We start from the raw sequence: 15100 nt of genomic DNA on the forward strand, positions 1-15100 counted from the left end.
GCGGAAGCATGGCGCGGAAACGCGAAACGGCGCGGAGATCGCTCTCCGCGCCGTCCCGTGTTCGAGGCCGAACCCGTGTTTAGAAGTTGTAGCTCACGCGGGCGAACAGGAAGCGTCCGTTGAAGCCGTAGGGCGAGAAGCTGGGGTAGCCCACCGAACCCGTGGCGCCGTTGTTCGCGGCCGGGGTGAAGTTCGGATACTCGTCCGTCAGGTTGTTGACGCCGACTGCGGCCGTGACGCCGATCGGGAAGGTGTAGCGGCCTTCCAGGTCGAGTAGGGTCGCGTCACCGACCTTGTAGTCCAGGCTGGCGCTGTTGTTGGCGACCAGGACGTCGCCGTAGTAGGTGGCGCGGGCCGTGGCCGAGAAGTCGCCCAGGGTCCAGTCGACGCTGCCTACGACCTTGCGCTTGGGCGTGCCGTCCGTGAACGACAGCTGGTTGGAGCGGTCGAACAGATAGCCCGGCGAGGTCGGGATGGCGACAGTCGCGGGGACCGAGGCGAGGTCGGTGATCTCGGTCGCGTTGAAGTTGGCCGCGCCCGTGAAGGTGAACTGGCCGAAGTCCTGATCCGTGCGGTAGCGTGCGACGATATCGACCCCGTTGGTCGTGGTGTCGGCGCCGTTCAGGAAGAACCGCGCGCCGCTTACGCCGAAGGGGGCCAGCAGGGCCGCGGTCGCCGTCGTGGTGGCGGCCGTCTGGCTGGGTCGAGCCAGGCCGAGGGTTTCGGAGTAGATGATCCGATCCTCGATATCGATCCGGTAGGCGTCGACCGTCAACTCGAAACCGCCGTTGCGCAGGACGAAGCCGGCCGAGAAGTTGGTCGAGTGTTCCGGCTCGAGCGGCGCGGAGCCCAGGGCGATGGCGACAGGGTCGTTGACGCGGAACGAACCGGCATTGACCAGTCGCGTGACGGGAACGCCGGCCTCGACGGTCGTGACCAGGTTGGTCGCGACATAGCTGAAGAACTGCTGCTGCAGGGCCGGGGCCTTGAAGCCGGTTGAGATCGCGCCGCGCAGGGCGAAACGCTCGTTGGCGTCCCAGCGGGCCGACAGCTTGCCGGTCAGGGTGTCGCCGAAGTCGGAATAGTCTTCGTACCGGGCGGCGGCGCCGATGGTGACGCTCTCCGACAGTCGGCCTTCCAGGTCGATGTAGGCGCTGACGTTGTTGCGGTCCTCATCGGTGACGTTGGACGGCTGGAAGCCCGGGAAGCCCTGGGCGCCGACACCGGCGTTGACCGGTCCCCGGTTGTAGGACGTCGGCTCGCCGGCCGTGACCTCGAAGGTCTCGCGACGGTATTCGACGCCGAAGGCGACGTTGAGCGGTTCGAACAGACCCGCGTCGACCTGTTTCACGCCATCCGCCGCGATGGTCAGCTGGTCATAGCCCAGACCGCCGGCGTCGAAGAAGGTCTGGGACGCTGCGCCATAGGAGGCGTTGAGCGTGTTCAGGACGGTGTAATCCAGTTCGTTGCGACCGTAGCCGACCGAGAAGTCCCAATCGATGCCGGCGGCTTCACCCTTGAGGCCGCCGTACAGGTTCCAGTCGTCGATCGAGGCGCCGATCACCGGCAGGAAGCCCCTCGGATAGATGGCCGTGACGTTGTTGGCGTTGTTGAAAGCGCGCGCGGTGGCGGCGGCCTGCGAGTAACGGTGCTGATAGCCGCCGAACGAGTAGGCTTCCCAGCCGTTCTGCAGCGGCTTGCCGGCGTTGAACCAGATCGAGCCCGCACGGGTTTTCGGATCGCCGAAGCGGCCGATGACCGTGTTCGAGGAGCCGCCGAGGACGGCGCTGGATGCGGCATAGTCGGAACGATTGGTCGGATCCCGCTCCTGCACCTCGCCCGAGACGGTCAGGAAGCCGTCGCCGAACAGGGGCAGGCCGATCCAGCCGGCCAGGGAGTACTGCTCGCCGTCCGTCTCGCTGTGCGAACCGCGCGCGGTGTCGAACTCGGTGTCGTAGATGCCGTAGGTGGCCGTCAGGCCGCCGCCCGAGGAGGCCTCGCGCAGACGCAGGTTGATGACGCCGGCGATGGCGTCGGCGCCGTACTGGGCCGAGGCGCCGTCACGCAGAACCTCGACGCTGCTCAGGGTGACGCTGGGGATGGTGTTCAGGTCGAAGGCGGTCGAGCCGCGACCCAGGTTGCCGTTCACGTTCACCAGGGCGGCGACGTGGCCGCGCTGGCCGTTGATCAGGACCAGGGTCTGGTCGGGGGCCAGGCCGCGCAGGGTCGCCGGACGCACGTGGTCCGAACCGTCCGAGATGGCCGGGCGCGGGAAGTTGATGGCGGGGGCGGTGGCGGCGAGGGCTGCGGCCAGCTCGGTGCCGGCGCCCTGGCGGGTCAGGACCTCGCCGGAGATGACGTCGACGGGCGCGACCGAATCGAGGCGCGTGCGCCCGACGGTGCGGGTGCCGGTGACGATGACTTCCTCGACGGAGGTCGCGTCGTCCTGAGGCGTGCTCTGGGCCATGGCCGCGATCGGGCAGGCCAGCAGGGTCGCCGCCGAGGCGAAGCCGAGAAGGACGGAGCGAGATATTCTGACGTGCATGACGAGCCTGACGAGATATGGGCCGACGCGGGACGCGCGGCGCGCGAGAGAAGGTCAAAGTCCGGCGTAGGCCGCCGTGTGGTTGTCGACCGACCGCCCGTGCAAGATAATTGCGCGAACCGGCGCGGACGCCCCCTGTCGTGCAAGCTGGGTGCGCCAAACCGCACCGTCAAGCTCGTGTTAACGCAAGTGACTGGCTTCGTTGCAATTTTGACATAGTTTCTGCGAGCGGTTCGCGCCGCGCAGCAAAAAGGGCGTGCCCGGAGGACACGCCCTTTAGGTTCTCTGTCAGTCCGGCGAACCGAACTGAAAGGGATCAGGCCTCGGAGCCGAGACCGTCCTGTTGGCCGGCGCCGCCCTCGACCATGTCGCGGGCCTGTTCGGCGGCGGCGTTGCGATCTTCGTCGTAAGCCGACTTGATCACGTCCTCGCCCTTCGCCTGACGTTCGGCTTCATCGGCCGAGCGGGCGATGTTGATCTTGACCGTGGCGGTGACCTCGGCGTGCAGGCGCACGACGACTTCATGGACGCCCAGGGTCTTGATCGCCGTGTTCAGGGCGATTTGCGAACGCTCGACCTTGCCGCCTTCAGCCTGAACGGCTTCGGCGACGTCGCGACCTGCGACCGATCCGTAAAGCTGGCCGGTTTCGCCGGCCTGGCGGATCATGACGTAGGACTGACCGTCGATCTTGTCGGCGATCTTCTGAGCCTCGGCCTTGTTCTTGTCGTTGCGGGCCTCGATGGCCGCGCGGTCGAGTTCGAACTTCTCGAGGTTCTTGGAGGTGGCCCGCAGCGCCTTTTCACGGGGCAGCAGGAAGTTACGGGCGAAGCCATCCTTGACGGTGACGACGTCGCCGATGGCGCCGAGGTTCTCGACGCGTTCGAGCAGAACGACCTTCATCTTACTTCACCACGTAGGGCAGGAGGGCCAGATAGCGGGCGCGCTTGATGGCCTTGGCCAGTTCGCGTTGCTTGATCTGGGACACGGCGGTGATGCGCGAGGGCACGATCTTGCCGCGTTCGGAAATGTAGCGTTGCAGGAGCTTGACGTCCTTGTAGTCGATCTTCGGCGCGCCTTCGCCCGAGAACGGGCAGACCTTGCGACGACGATAGAAGGGACGACGGCCCGAGCCGCCCGAACCGGCGGGGGTGCCGGGGACGTTTTGCGAGGAGGTGGTGTCAGTCATGTGTCCAGATCTCCTTACGCGGCCACTTCGGCGTCTTCACGCGGGGTGCGCTCGCGGTCGCGTTCACGCTCGCGCTCACGACGGGCCAGCAGGGGCGACAGCTCCAGGTCGAGCTCTTCGACCTTGACCGTCAGCCAGCGCAGGACGTCTTCGTTGATGCCGAGCTGACGCTCGACTTCGGCCATGGCGGCGGGGGGGCAATCGATCGCCAGCAGGGAATAGTGAGCCTTGCGGTTCTTCTTGACCCGATAGGTCAGGTTGCGCAGGCCCCAGTACTCGATCTTGGCGACGGAACCGCCGCCGGCCACGATGAGGTCCTTGATGGTGTCGTTGAGGGCTTCGGCCTGTTGCGCGCTGATATCCTGGCGCGACATGACCGTGTGCTCGTAAAGAGCCATAGGTTCGTCTCCCTTGTAGGGCGTCGGCGCGGAGGGACCGGGTAAGTCCGAACCACGATGGATCCCGAGGCGGCGGCCGGGATGATTTCCCGAACCCTTTGGAACTCCGCTCCGGGACCGAAGCCCTGGAAAGCGGGCGCGTATAGGGGAAAAGGGCCCGGACGGCAAGGAGGATAGCGCGGTTCACCGGAACCGTCGCCGTGGCGGGGCGCTTGCTTCCTCATGCAGGACATGGACAAGCTTGACGAGACCGCGCTGGTGAAGATCGCCGGGGCGACCATCACCCTGGGCGGACTGATGTCCGCCCTCGTCATCATGACGCTGGCGCTCGCGCTGCAATGGCTGGTGACGCGGGGGTTGCGGCGAGCGAGGACGAAAGCCGTCCGAAGCACCCAGGCGCTGTATCTGCTCGAGAAACTCGCGGGCTACGGCATCTTCATCGCCGGTGCGATGATGGCCCTGTCGGCGGCGGGGCTGAACCTGTCGTCCCTGGCGGTCTTCGCCGGCGCCATCGGCATCGGCATCGGCCTGGGCCTGCAGGGGGTGGTCAAGGAGTTCGTCTCGGGCGTCTTCCTGATCTTCGACCGGATGGTGTCGGTCGGCGACTACGTCGAGATGGAGGGCGGCGTCCGGGGCGCGATCATGGAGATCGGCCCGCGCGCGACGCGCATCCGCACCAACGACAACGTCAACGTCCTGGTCCCGAACTCGCACCTGATCGAGGGGCCGGTGACCAACTGGACTCTCAAGGGCGACACCCGCCGCATCCATATTCCGTTCTCCGTCGCCTATGGGTCGAACCGGGCGGTCGTGCGCGACGCGGTGCTGGAGGCCGCGCGGGCCAATCCCTTCACCCTGCCGGAGACGGACCAGAGGAAGAGCCAGGTCTGGCTGGTCGGCTTCGGTGATTCGAGCCTGGACTTCGAGTTGCTGGTCTGGCCGACGCAGGAGGCGGTGAAGCGGCCGGCGGCGATGCACGCGGCCTATACATGGCTGATCGCCGACGCCCTGGACGCCGGCGGCATCGAGGTGCCCTTCCCGCAGACCGACCTGCGCATCCGCAGCCTCTTCGGGCGTGAGGGCGAAGAGGCGCTGGAGACGCTGAAACCGCGGCTGGCCGGACAGAAGGCCGCCGCCCGCAAGCCGAGAGCCGCCAAGACGCCGCAACCGTCTTCGACCCCGACCGCGAACGACGCCGCCGAGGACCTGATGTCGGCGGATACGGGCGTCGAGCCGACGCCCGAAAAGGCCTGACGCCCATCCGGTTGCCCGAACGTCACAACCGGCTTAACCCTCCGCGCTTCTGACACTGACACGGACCCTATCGATGACCCTCGCCCTCCTGTTCCCCGGACAAGGCAGCCAGGCGGTCGGCATGGGGGCGGCGCTGGCCGACGCCTTCGGATCGGCGCGCGAGGTGTTTGCCGAGATCGACCAGGCCCTAGGACAGGATCTGTCCGGCCTGATGCGGAACGGGCCCGAGGACCAGCTGACCCTGACCGAGAACGCCCAGCCGGCCCTGATGGCCGTGTCCCTGGCCGTCATGCGGGTGCTGGACAAGGAATTCGGCGTCGGTTTCGATCGCGCGGCCTTCGTCGCCGGCCATTCGCTGGGCGAGTACTCGGCCTTGGCGGCGGCGGGCGCCCTCTCGCTCGCGGACACCGCCCGGCTGCTGAAGCTGCGCGGCCAGGCCATGCAGCGCGCCGTGCCGGTGGGGCAGGGGGCGATGGCTTCCCTGATCGGGCCGAAGACGGATCTGGCTCTGGCTGAAGCCGCTGCTGCTGCGGGTGCCGAGGTCGGCGTCTGCGTCGTCGCCAACGACAACAACAACGGCAATGTCGTGATCTCGGGCGAGAAGGCCGCCGTGGACCGCGCCATCGAGAAGGCCAAGGAACTGGGCGCTCGGGCCATCCCGCTGAACGTCTCGGCGCCCTTCCACTGCCCGCTGATGCAGCCCGCCGCCGACGAGATGGCGACGGCCCTGGCGACGGCCGCGCTCGTCGATCCCCGCGTGCCCGTGGTCGCCAACGTCACGGCGCGCCCCGAGCAGGCCGCCGACACCATCCGCCGTCTGCTGGTCGAACAGGTCACCGGTCGCGTGCGCTGGCGCGAATCGATGGACTGGATGGCCACCGAGGGCGGCGTCACCCGTTTCGTCGAGATCGGCTCGGGCAAGGTCCTGACCGGCATGGCCAAGCGCATCGCGCCGGACGCCGAAAGTTTGGCGCTGAACAGCCCCGAAGACATCGAGGCGTTCGCGAAGTCGCTTTGATTTCTTTCTCCCCTTGCGGGAGAAGGTGGCAGGCGAAGCCTGACGGATGAGGGGTCATCCCCCTCTTTCCGGGAGGTTTTAAGGGCCACAGGCTTATGGGTCCGCGTGACCCCTCATCCGGCCCTCCGGGCCACCTTCTCCCGCAATGGGAGAAGGATCAGGGAGATTTTCATGTTCGACCTCACCGGCAAGACCGCCCTCGTCACTGGCGCCACGGGCGGTATCGGCGGGGCTGTCGCCCGCGCCCTGCATGCGCAAGGCGCCACCGTCGTTCTGTCCGGCACGCGCGAGGCGGTGCTGGCGGATCTGGCCAAGGAGCTGGGCGAGCGGGCCTTCTTCGCCGCCGCCAACCTGTCGGATCCCGAGAGCGTCGATGGCTTGATCGCACGGGCCGAAGAGGCCGCAGGCGCGCCTCTGGACATCCTGGTCGCCAACGCGGGCATCACCAGGGACGGCCTCTTGATGCGGATGAAGGACGAGGACTTCCAGTCCGTCCTGACCGTCAACCTTGAGAGCTATTTCCGCCTGTCGCGCGCGGCCATGAAGGGGATGATGAAGCGCCGCTCCGGCCGGATCATCGGTGTGACCTCGGTCGTCGGCGTCACCGGCAACGGCGGCCAGACCAACTATGCGGCGTCCAAGGCGGGGATGATCGGCTTCTCCAAGTCGCTGGCCCAGGAAGTCGGATCGCGCGGTATCACCGTCAACTGCATCGCCCCGGGCTTCATCACCTCACCCATGACCGATGTGCTCAACGAACAGCAGCGCGAGGGCATCCTGCGCAACATCCCGGCCGGCCGTCTGGGCACGGGCGACGAGATCGCCGCCGCCGCCGTCTATCTGTCGTCGGACGAAGCCGCCTATGTGACGGGCCAGACCCTGCATGTGAACGGCGGCATGGCGATGATCTGATGATCGCCCTGCGTTATCTCGCGACGATCCTCAGCGGCCCCCTGCTGCTGGTCGGGATCATCTGGGTGCTGCAGGGCCTCAACATCCTGCCGGGCAGTTTCATGACGGGCCAGATCATCTGGGCCGTCTATGGCGCGCCCATGGCTCTGGCGGGCGCAGCGCTGGTCTGGTGGGTCAATCGACGCCGCTGATCGCCCATCAAGGAGAGTTACGCCCTATTTCCCTCCGCGAGGGGTGTGCTAAAGGCCCCGCAACCGGTTGGGTCAGTGAGGCGTTGCCTCTTGCGCAAGCGGAGCCGTCGTGAGACGGCAGACCACCATACGCCGCCCCGGCGGCTCTATAAGGCAGAGACACACATGTCCGACATCCTGGAACGCGTCCGCAAGATCGTCATCGACCACCTGGACGCCGATCCGGACAAGGTCACCGAAAAGGCCAGCTTCATCGACGACCTGGGCGCCGACTCGCTCGACAACGTCGAACTGGTCATGGCCTTCGAAGAAGAGTTCGATATCGAAATCCCGGACGACGCCGCTGAACACATTCAGACCGTCGGCGACGCGGTGAAGTTCATCACCGAGAAGACCGCGGCCTAAGCCAAGGTCCCACCGGCAATCGATGGCCGCCCGGCCCTCCTAGCGGAGAGGCCCGGCGGCCATTATTGTTTCTGAATCGGATTTTCGGAGTTGGAGCGCGAACGCATGCGCCGTGTCGTCGTAACGGGTCTCGGCCTCGTCACCCCCCTGGGCAATGGCGTGGAACACAGCTGGAAGGGGATCGTCGAAGGTCGCTCCGGCATTCGCCAGATCACCGCCTTCGATACCGAGGGCTATGGCTGCACCATCGCGGGCGAGGTCCCCAGCGTGGATGGTCGTGGCGGCGGCGCTCCCGATCAGCCCGGCAGCTTCGATCCCGACGCCATCATGTCCGCCAAGGACCGGAAGCGCGTCGACGACTTCATCCTGTTCGGCATCGCGGCGGCCGACGAGGCCCTGAACGATGCGAACTGGCATCCCGAAACCGACGAGGACAAGGAACGCACCGGTGTGATGATGGGCGCCGGCATCGGCGGCCTGGGCCCCATCGCCGACAGCGCGAAGATCCTGAACGAGAGCGGCCCGCGCCGCATCAGCCCCTTCTTCATTCCGTCCTCCCTGATCAATCTCGCCAGCGGCCAGATTTCGATCCGCCATGGGCTCAAGGGCCCGAACCACGCGGTGGTCACGGCCTGCGCCTCCGGCGTCCACGCCATCGGCGACGCGGCGCGGATGATCATGCTGGACGACGCCGACGTCATGGTCGCGGGCGGGGCCGAGAGCTCGATCGTGCCGCTGGGCATCGCCGGCTTCCTGGCCTGCAAGGCCCTGTGCACCGCCTACAACGACACGCCCGAGGCGGCCTCGCGGCCTTATGACCGGGGCCATGCCGGCTTCGTCATGGGCGAGGGGGCGGGCGTCGTGATCCTGGAGGAATACGAACACGCCAAGGCGCGAGGCGCGAAGATCTATGCCGAGGTCATCGGCTACGGCATGTCGGGCGACGCCTATCATATCACCGCCCCGTCCGAGGACGGCGACGGCGCCTATCGCGCCATGAAGGCGGCTGTGAAGCGGGCCGGGATCGCGGTCGAGGACATCGACTACGTCAACGCCCACGGCACCTCGACCATGGCCGACTGGATCGAGCTGCGCGCCGTCGAGCGGCTGGTCGGCGACCACGCTAAGGACATGGCCATGTCCTCCACCAAGTCCATGACGGGCCACCTGCTGGGCGCCGCCGGAGCGATCGAGGCGGTGTTCTCCGTCCTGGCCATCCGCGACCAGATCGCCCCGCCGACGATCAACCTGGACGATCCCGAACACGAAACCGCCATCGACCTCGTGCCACACAAGGGCAAACCGATGGAGATCGACGTCGCCATGTCCAACAGTTTCGGGTTCGGGGGCACCAACGCCTCCATCATCTTCCGCAAGGTGAGCTGACGTGGCGAACGCCGGGGGGCAGCCGAAACCGAAACGTCCGGGTCTGGTGGTGGCGCTGCTGGCGGCGTCGGCGACCTTCAGCCTGTTCCTGATCGCCGCCCTGGCCTGGGGCTGGAGCGTCTACTATTCGCCGGGCCCGACCGCGCGCGAGGGCGACACGACCGTCGTCACCCTGCCCAGCGGATCCGGGGTCTCGGCCATCGCTTCGACGCTGAAGCGGGCCGGGGTGATCCGTTCGGTCGACATGTTCAAGGCCGCCGCTACCCTGACCGGCGCCGACCGCCGCCTGAGGGCGGGCGAATACGAGGTGCCGACCCGCGCCTCCCTGAAGACGGTGATCCAGCTGCTGACCGACGGCCGGGTCGTGCGTCATTTCGTGACCATCCCAGAGGGTTGGTCCTCGGCCCAGGCCGTGGACATCCTGAACGCCGAGACCATCCTGACCGGCACGATCGATGAGGTCCCTGAGGAAGGTTCCCTGTGGGCCGATACGTACGAAGTCTCGCGCGGCGAGACCCGCGCCTCGGTCATCGCCCGGATGCAACGCGACGCCGCCGACAACCTGGCCCAGCTCTGGGCCAAACGCAGCCCGAACACCGTCGTCCGCACCCCGGAAGACGCCGTCATCCTCGCCTCCATCGTCGAGAAAGAGACCGGCGTGGCCAGCGAACGGCCCCGCGTGGCCGCCGTCTTCTCGAACCGCATCCGGCTTGGCATGCGGCTGGAGAGCGATCCGACCATCATCTACGGCATCACCAAGGGCCGCCCGCTGGGGCGCGGTATCCGCCTGTCGGAACTGCAGCGGGACACGGGCTGGAACACCTATCTGATCGACGGCCTGCCGCCGACGCCGATCGCCAATCCGGGGCGTCAGGCCCTGGAGGCCGTGCTCAACCCGCCGACGACCCAGGACCTGTTCTTCGTCGCCGACGGGACGGGCGGCCACGTCTTCGCCCGGACCTATGCGGAGCATCTGACCAATGTCGCCCGCTGGCGGGCCATCGAGGCGGGCAAGGCGCCGCCCGCCGAAGCCCTGCCGCCGGGCGCGATCCCTGGCGCGCCGCCGCCTGGAACGCCCGCGACCGAGGGCGCCGCGCCCGCCGCCTCGACCCCCCTGACCGGCGAGGCCGTGATCACCATGCAGGCGCCGGGCGCCCTGACCCCTCAGCGCGCCGCCCCGCGTCCGGCCACGCCAGCCCCGGCCGCTCAGTGAGCGTGACCTCGGACACCGCCTTGTCAGGTATGACCGGCTTCGGCCGGGCCGACGGAGCGCTCGACGGCTGGACCTGGTCGGTCGAGGCGCGCTCGGTCAACGGCCGCAATCTGGAGGTCCGCTTCCGGGGCCCGAACGGCTTCGACAACCTCGAACGCCTCGCCAAGGCCGCCGGTCAGGCGCGGCTGAGCCGGGGCCAGGTCACCATCGGCGTGCAGGCGCGCCGGGCCCAGGGCGACGCCTCGGACCTGAAGGTCAACGAGGCCGTCCTGGCCCGCTATCTCCAACTCGCCAACCAGCTGGCCGAGGAAGGCGCGACACCGCCGTCCGCCGACGGCCTGCTGGCTCTGCGGGGCGTTCTGGACACCGACGACGAGGCCGAGGACCCGGAGGCCCGCGCGCCCGTCGAGGCCGCCATGGCCGCGACCGTCGAACAGGCGCTCGATGCCCTCAAGCTTTCGCGCGGACGCGAGGGTGCCCAGTTGCGCCCCGTGATCGAGGACTTCGTCGCCCGCATCGAAGCCCTGGTCGCCACGGCCGAGACCGAGGCGAGCGCCCAGACCGCCGCCGTCCGCGACCGCTTCGCCCGCCGCATGGCCGAACTGGCCCCCGATGCGCCGGGCCTCGAAGACCGCATCGTGCTGGAGGCCGCCGCCCTCGCGACCAAGGCCGATGTCCGCGAAGAGCTGGATCGGCTCACCGCCCACGTCGCCTCGGCCCGCGCCCTGCTGGATCAACCGCCCGCCGGACGTAAATTGGACTTCCTGATGCAGGAGTTCATGCGCGAAGCGAACACACTCTGCTCGAAATCGGCTACGACGGCGCTCACCGCCACGGGGCTCGACCTGAAGGCGGTCATCGAGCAGCTTCGAGAGCAAGTCCAGAATGTCGAATGAACGCACGCCCCGCCGGGGCGTCCTCTTGATCGTCGCCAGCCCCTCGGGCGCGGGCAAGACCTCGCTGTGCCGCCGCCTGATGGCCGACCACGGTGGTCTGCAACTGTCGGTGTCGATGACCACGCGGGGGATCCGCCCCGGCGAGGTGGCGGACCGCGACTATCATTTCGTCAGCCAGGAAACCTTCCAGCAGGGCATCGACGACGATGCCTTCCTGGAATGGGCCGACGTCCACGGCAACCGCTACGGCTCGCCCCGCGCCCCCATCGACAAGGCCCTGTCGGAGGGCCGCGACGTCCTGTTCGACATCGACTGGCAGGGCGCGGCCCAGATCGCCGAGAAATGCCCCGAGGACGCCGTGCGCGTCTTCATCCTGCCGCCCAGTCTCGAGGAACTGCGACGTCGCCTGGTGACCCGGTCCCAGGACGCGCCCGAGGTGATCGAGCGCCGCATCGCCAACGCCAAGGGCGAGATCGAGCACTGCTCGGAGTTCGACTACGTCTTCGTCAACGACGACTTCGACCGGTCCTACGCAGAACTGGCCCACATCTATCACGCCGAGCGCAGCCGCCGCTTCCGCAACATCTGGGTCCGCGGCTACCAGGCCTCGCTGCTGGCCGAGGACGTCTGAAAGACCGCGCGACCTGCGGAGTCCAATGAGGAATCCCTGACAAGGCTTTGACCTTCCTGGATTGGACTCATTGGACTCGGTGTCCCCGGAGTCCAAATCCCGGTCAGGCCGAGCGACCCTCGAACCACGGCGTGATCCGTCGCAAGGCCTCCTCGATCTCCGGCGTCGAGACCGCGAAACTGAAGCGCATAAAGCGGTGGCCGTCGACCGGATCGAAGTCCACGCCTGGCGCCGTCGCCACGCCGGTGTCGCGCAACAACTGCTCGCAGAAGGCCACGCTGTCGTCGGTCAGATGGCCGATGTCTGCCCAGATGTAGAAGGCGCCGTCCGGCGGGGCGATCGACTTCAGACCCAGGGCGGGCAGGGCCGCCAGCATCAGCGCGCGGTTGCGGCGGTAGTTGTCGATATGGCCTTCGAGGACTTCCGTCTGGTCCATGGCGATCAGGCCTGCGTGCTGGCTCAGCGACGGCGGGGTCAGGAACAGGTTGCCGATGAAGGCCTTGGCCCGATCGATATGATCCGGCGGAACCAGCAGCCAGCCCAGCCGCCACCCGGCCATGCTCCAGTATTTCGAGAAGCTGTTGATGACGAAGGCCTCGGGCGCGAACTCCAGCACCGAGGGCGTCCGGCCCGTATAACTGAGGCCGTGGTAGATCTCGTCCGAGACGATGACGATGCCGCGCGCGAGGCAGACCGCGACGATGGCCGCCAGTTCCTCGGGCGGGATGATCGAGCCAGTGGGGTTGGCGGGGCTGGCGATGATGACCCCGGCCGGCGCCGGGTCCAGCGCCTCCAAGGCGGCGGCGGTCAGCTGGTAGTGTTCGTCGGGACCGCAGGCGATCTCGACGGGTGTCATCCGCAGGGCCTTCACCGTGTTGCGGTAGGCGACGTAGCCCGGCCGGGCCATGGCGATACGGTCGCCGGGCCCAAATCGCGACGACAGGGCAAGCACCAGGGCCGGCGACGCGCCATTGGTCAGCAGCAACTGGTCCGGCGAGATCGTGACGCCGTATCGCTCGTCATACAGGCGGGCGATCCGGGCCTTGAGCGGGGCGCTCTCCCAATAGCCCATCGAGTCCGCGTCCAGCACGCGGTGGGCTTCGGCGATGGCCGCGGGCGGGGCGCCGGTCGAGGGCTGGCCGAACTCCATGTGGATGACCGACCGCCCCTCCGCCTTCAGCGCATGGGCCAGGCGACTGATGGTGATGGCGCGGAAAGGTTCGATCTCGCTCATGCGAGGGCTCCGGCGAGGCGCAGGAAGCCGGCGATGTCTATGACCTCGGCTCGCGCGTCGGGGTCGATGCCGGCGGCCTCGCACAGGGCGCCGCCGCCCAGCTGTTTCAGGCTGGATCGCAGCATCTTGCGACGCTGACCGAAGGCGGCGGCCGTGACCCGCTCGAGCCGCTTCAGGGTCGCCGCGTCGGGCCGGTCCGGGCGGGGCACGACATGGACCACGGCCGAGGCCACCTTGGGCGGCGGGGTGAAGGCGGCGGCGGGCAGGTGCATCACGATCCTGGCCTCGGCCACGGCCTGGGAGATGACCGCGAGGCGGCCATAGGCGTCGTCGCCCGGCGCGGCCACGATCCGCTCGGCCACCTCCTTCTGGAACATCAGGGTCATGGCGACAGGCGTCCACGCCCCGGTCAGCCAGTCGATCAGCAGGGGTGTCCCGACATTGTAGGGCAGGTTGGACACGACATGGGCCGGTCCCTCGACCAGCTTCGACTGATCGACCTTCAGAGCGTCCGCCTCGACGATGGCCAGGCGGCCGTCGCCGGTGTCCAGCTCAGTGAGCAGAGGCAGGAACCGAGGGTCCTTCTCGATCAGGACAACTTTCCCGGCGTCGCTCTCAAGGATGGCGCGGGTCAGGCCGCCGGGGCCGGGGCCGACCTCGATCACGGCGCGACCTTCGAACGGCCCGGCCAGGCGGACGATCTTGCGCGTGATGTTGAGGTCCAGCAGGAAATGCTGGCCGAAGCTCTTCTTGGCCAGCAGGCCGTGGGCTTCGAGGGATTCGCGGAGGGGAGGGAGGTCGGTCACCGGCCCCTGTTAGCCCGCCGCTCGCCGCGCCGCCATCTCCGAGGCCAGACGGATGGCCGCGATCAGGCTGTCGGGACGGGCGATCCCCTTGCCGGCGATGTCGAAACCGGTCCCGTGGTCGGGCGAGGTGCGGATGACGGGAAGGCCCAGGGTCGCATTGACCCCGCCCCAGAAGTCCAGGGTCTTCACCGGGATCAGGGCCTGGTCGTGGTACAGGCAGATGGCGGCGTCGTATCCCGCCCGCGCATCCTCGTGGAACATCGTGTCGGCGGGCAGGGGATCGGTGATGTCGATCCCCTCGGCGCGCAGGGCCTCGGCCGTGGGTTTCAGCACCGTGATCTCCTGCAGCCCCAGAGCCCCGCCTTCGCCCGCATGCGGGTTCAGGGCGGCCAGGGCCAGCCGGGGGCGGGCGATGCCGAAGTCGCGGCGCAGGGTCTCGTGCACCACGCGGGCCGTCCGGGCGACCCGCTCCTCGGTCACCAGTTCCGGCACCTGATCCAGGGCGACGTGGATGGTGACGAGGCAGGCGCGCAGGTCCCGGGCGGTCAGCATCATCACCGGGCCGCGCGTCCCGGCGTAGGGCGCGTCGGCGGTCAGTTCGGCGATGAACTCGGTGTGGCCGGGGAAGCGGAAACCCGCGGCGTAGAGAGGGGCCTTGGCGATCGGGGCGGTGACGACGGCGGACGCCTCTCCCATCAGGGCCAGGGAGACGGCCCGCTCGATCCAGTCTGCGACGACGCCGGCGTTGCGGGGGTCGGGCCGGCCGGCCTCGATCTGCGCTGGGGCGGGGTGGTTCAGGACGGGCAGGGCGCGGGCGAAGAAAGTCGTTGCGTCCGACAGGTCGCCGATCTCGCGAACCGGTATGCCCTGAGCTTCCAGCAGACGCAGATCGCCGATGACGGCGAACGGGGCCTGATCCGACAGGGCGGACCAGGCCTTGGCGATGATCTCAGCGCCGACGCCCGCCGGCTCGCCGAGGGTCAGAACAAGCGGCGCCACCCTGTCTGGAGCGGGCGCCACCCGA

At 68.1% G+C, this 15100-nt stretch carries 16 protein-coding genes; 9 read left to right on the plus strand and 7 right to left on the minus strand.

The window, feature by feature from the left end; translation table 11 throughout:
* Positions 1-79 precede the first annotated feature (79 nt).
* The 4 genes from ACW171_RS01550 to rpsF form a co-directional block, all read right to left on the minus strand.
* The gene (locus tag ACW171_RS01550) at positions 80-2545 is read right to left on the minus strand and encodes a TonB-dependent receptor plug domain-containing protein (protein ID WP_492095285.1); all 2466 of its coding nucleotides are present in this window, start codon (positions 2543-2545) and stop codon (positions 80-82) included.
* Between the two features lie 316 nt (positions 2546-2861).
* Entirely contained in the window at positions 2862-3446 is a 585-nt protein-coding gene (rplI, locus tag ACW171_RS01555; RefSeq protein WP_492095287.1) for a 50S ribosomal protein L9, read from the minus strand.
* Between the two features lies 1 nt (position 3447).
* Complete coding sequence (gene rpsR / locus ACW171_RS01560) at positions 3448-3732, minus strand: 30S ribosomal protein S18 (protein ID WP_396593655.1); 285 nt, start codon at positions 3730-3732, stop codon at positions 3448-3450.
* Between the two features lie 14 nt (positions 3733-3746).
* A complete protein-coding gene (rpsF, locus tag ACW171_RS01565) occupies positions 3747-4130 on the minus strand; it encodes a 30S ribosomal protein S6 (RefSeq protein WP_492095289.1) in 384 nt (127 codons plus the stop codon).
* 231 nt (positions 4131-4361) lie between these two features.
* On the opposite strand from rpsF, the gene ACW171_RS01570 reads away from it, so the two are divergent.
* The 9 genes from ACW171_RS01570 to gmk all read left to right on the plus strand — a co-directional run bounded on the left by ACW171_RS01570 (position 4362) and on the right by gmk (position 12036).
* A complete protein-coding gene (locus tag ACW171_RS01570) occupies positions 4362-5384 on the plus strand; it encodes a mechanosensitive ion channel family protein (protein ID WP_492095291.1) in 1023 nt (340 codons plus the stop codon).
* A gap of 73 nt (positions 5385-5457) precedes the next feature.
* Positions 5458-6402, plus strand: a complete 945-nt coding sequence (gene fabD / locus ACW171_RS01575) for an ACP S-malonyltransferase (RefSeq protein WP_492095293.1) — start codon at positions 5458-5460, stop codon at positions 6400-6402.
* 171 nt (positions 6403-6573) lie between these two features.
* Positions 6574-7314, plus strand: a complete 741-nt coding sequence (gene fabG, locus ACW171_RS01580; protein WP_492095295.1) for a 3-oxoacyl-[acyl-carrier-protein] reductase — start codon at positions 6574-6576, stop codon at positions 7312-7314.
* The gene (locus ACW171_RS01585) at positions 7314-7505 is read left to right on the plus strand and encodes a hypothetical protein (protein ID WP_492095297.1); all 192 of its coding nucleotides are present in this window, start codon (positions 7314-7316) and stop codon (positions 7503-7505) included. The genes fabG and ACW171_RS01585 overlap by 1 nt, the downstream gene beginning before the upstream one ends.
* A 165-nt stretch (positions 7506-7670) precedes the next feature.
* Entirely contained in the window at positions 7671-7910 is a 240-nt protein-coding gene (locus ACW171_RS01590; protein WP_271083588.1) for an acyl carrier protein, read from the plus strand.
* A 105-nt stretch (positions 7911-8015) separates the two neighbouring features.
* A complete protein-coding gene (gene fabF, locus ACW171_RS01595; protein ID WP_492095299.1) occupies positions 8016-9296 on the plus strand; it encodes a beta-ketoacyl-ACP synthase II in 1281 nt (426 codons plus the stop codon).
* A 1-nt stretch (position 9297) separates the two neighbouring features.
* Complete coding sequence (mltG, locus tag ACW171_RS01600; protein ID WP_492095301.1) at positions 9298-10509, plus strand: endolytic transglycosylase MltG; 1212 nt, start codon at positions 9298-9300, stop codon at positions 10507-10509.
* A 29-nt stretch (positions 10510-10538) separates the two neighbouring features.
* A complete protein-coding gene (locus ACW171_RS01605) occupies positions 10539-11405 on the plus strand; it encodes a YicC/YloC family endoribonuclease (protein ID WP_492096572.1) in 867 nt (288 codons plus the stop codon).
* Entirely contained in the window at positions 11395-12036 is a 642-nt protein-coding gene (gene gmk / locus ACW171_RS01610) for a guanylate kinase (RefSeq protein ID WP_492095303.1), read from the plus strand. The genes ACW171_RS01605 and gmk overlap by 11 nt, the downstream gene beginning before the upstream one ends.
* Before the next feature lie 103 nt (positions 12037-12139).
* Here the strand turns inward: gmk and ACW171_RS01615 are convergent, their stop codons facing one another.
* Genes ACW171_RS01615 through pdxA form a run of 3 tightly spaced genes read right to left on the minus strand, consistent with a single transcriptional unit; the run spans position 12140 to position 15075 of the window.
* Complete coding sequence (locus ACW171_RS01615) at positions 12140-13270, minus strand: pyridoxal phosphate-dependent aminotransferase (RefSeq protein ID WP_492095305.1); 1131 nt, start codon at positions 13268-13270, stop codon at positions 12140-12142.
* Positions 13267-14076, minus strand: coding sequence for a 16S rRNA (adenine(1518)-N(6)/adenine(1519)-N(6))-dimethyltransferase RsmA (gene rsmA / locus ACW171_RS01620; protein WP_492095307.1), 810 nt, complete (start codon positions 14074-14076; stop codon positions 13267-13269). The genes ACW171_RS01615 and rsmA overlap by 4 nt, the downstream gene beginning before the upstream one ends.
* Before the next feature lie 9 nt (positions 14077-14085).
* The gene (gene pdxA, locus ACW171_RS01625) at positions 14086-15075 is read right to left on the minus strand and encodes a 4-hydroxythreonine-4-phosphate dehydrogenase PdxA (protein ID WP_492095309.1); all 990 of its coding nucleotides are present in this window, start codon (positions 15073-15075) and stop codon (positions 14086-14088) included.
* Positions 15076-15100: the final 25 nt, after the last annotated feature.

Source organism: Brevundimonas sp. FV1ye28 (assembly GCF_058681135.1).